The sequence below is a fragment of the Streptomyces sp. NPDC050549 genome (assembly GCF_040655035.1).
In the GTDB taxonomy this organism is placed as follows: domain Bacteria; phylum Actinomycetota; class Actinomycetes; order Streptomycetales; family Streptomycetaceae; genus Streptomyces.
This window is the reverse complement of sequence record NZ_JBFAJD010000114.1, coordinates 1-1,792: the sequence shown is the minus strand read 5'-3', so window position 1 is coordinate 1,792 and position 1,792 is coordinate 1. Positions and strand designations below refer to the sequence as shown.

Genomic DNA, 1,792 nt, shown 5'->3' with positions numbered 1-1,792 from the left:
AGGGAGCCTCAATCGTGCGCAAGGTGCTCATCGCCAATCGTGGCGAAATCGCTGTCCGCGTTGCCCGGGCCTGCCGGGATGCCGGGATCGCGAGCGTGGCCGTATACGCCGACCCGGACCGGGACGCGTCGCATGTCCGCGCCGCGGATGAGGCGTTCGCCCTGGGCGGTGACACACCGGCGAGCAGCTACCTGGACATCACCAAGGTCCTGAACGCGGCCCGTGAGTCCGGTGCCGACGCCGTCCATCCCGGCTACGGCTTCCTGTCGGAGAACGCCGAGTTCGCCCAGGCGGTCCTCGACGCGGACCTGATCTGGATCGGGCCGCCCCCGCAGGCCATCCGCGACCTCGGTGACAAGGTCGCCGCCCGCCACATCGCCCAGCGCGCCGGTGCCCCCCTCGTGGCCGGCACCCCCGACCCCGTCTCCGGGTCGGACGAGGTCGTCGCGTTCGCCGGGCAGCACGGCCTGCCCATCGCGATCAAGGCCGCGTTCGGCGGCGGCGGGCGCGGTCTGAAGGTGGCCCGCACCCTGGAAGAGGTTCCCGAGCTGTACGACTCCGCGGTGCGCGAGGCGGTCGCCGCCTTCGGCCGCGGCGAGTGCTTCGTGGAGCGCTACCTCGACAAGCCCCGCCACGTGGAGACCCAGTGCCTGGCCGACACCCACGGCAACGTGGTCGTCGTCTCCACCCGTGACTGCTCCCTGCAGCGCCGCCACCAGAAACTGGTCGAGGAGGCCCCCGCACCCTTCCTCTCCGAGGAGCAGGTCGCCGAGCTGTACTCCTCCTCCAAGGCGATCCTGAAGGAGGCCGGCTACGTCGGCGCCGGGACCGTGGAGTTCCTCGTCGGGCAGGACGGCACGATCTCCTTCCTGGAGGTCAACACCCGCCTCCAGGTGGAACACCCGGTCACCGAGGAGGTCGCCGGCATCGACCTGGTCCGCGAGATGTTCCGCATCGCCGACGGCGAACCCCTCGGATACGGGGATCCCGAACTGCGCGGTCACTCCTTCGAGTTCCGCATCAACGGCGAGGACCCCGGCCGCGGCTTCCTGCCCGCCCCCGGCACCGTCACCGCCTTCGCCCCGCCCACCGGCCCCGGTGTCCGCCTCGACGCCGGTGTCGAGTCCGGCAGCGTGATCGGCCCGGCGTGGGACTCGCTGCTGGCCAAGCTGATCGTCACCGGTGCCAGTCGCGAGCAGGCGCTGCAGCGCGCGGCGCGGGCGCTGGAGGAGTTCCGGGTCGAGGGCATGGCCACCGCGATCCCCTTCCACCGCAAGGTGGTCACCGACCCCGCCTTCGCCCCCGAACTCACCGGCTCCACCGACCCGTTCACGGTCCACACCCGCTGGATCGAGACCGAGTTCGTCAACGACATCAAGCCCTTCGCCGCTCCCACGGACACCGAGGCGGACGAGGACACCGACCGCGAGACGATCGTCGTCGAGGTCGGCGGCAAACGCCTGGAGGTCTCCCTCCCGGTCTCGCTCGGCATGTCACTGGCCCGCACCGGCCTCGCCGCCGGCGCCAAGCCCAAACGCCGCGCGGCCAAGAAGTCCGGCCCCGTCGCCTCCGGCGACACCCTCGCCTCCCCGATGCAGGGCACGATCGTCAAGGTCGCCGTCGAGGAAGGCCAGGAAGTCAAGGAAGGCGACCTCGTCGTCGTCCTCGAAGCGATGAAGATGGAACAACCCCTCAACGCCCACAAGTCCGGCACCGTCAAGGGCCTCGGCGCGGAAGTCGGAGCATCCATCACCTCCGGCGCCGCCATCTGCGAGATCAAGGACTGATCCGA

Annotated in this window: 1 protein-coding gene; it reads left to right on the top strand. The window is 70.8% G+C overall.

Annotated features, from left to right (window positions below; all coding sequences use genetic code 11):
• Positions 1-14: 14 nt before the first annotated feature.
• Positions 15-1,787, top strand: a complete 1,773-nt coding sequence (locus AB0I51_RS48360; protein WP_362985913.1) for a biotin carboxylase N-terminal domain-containing protein — start codon at positions 15-17, stop codon at positions 1,785-1,787.
• Positions 1,788-1,792 lie beyond the last annotated feature (5 nt).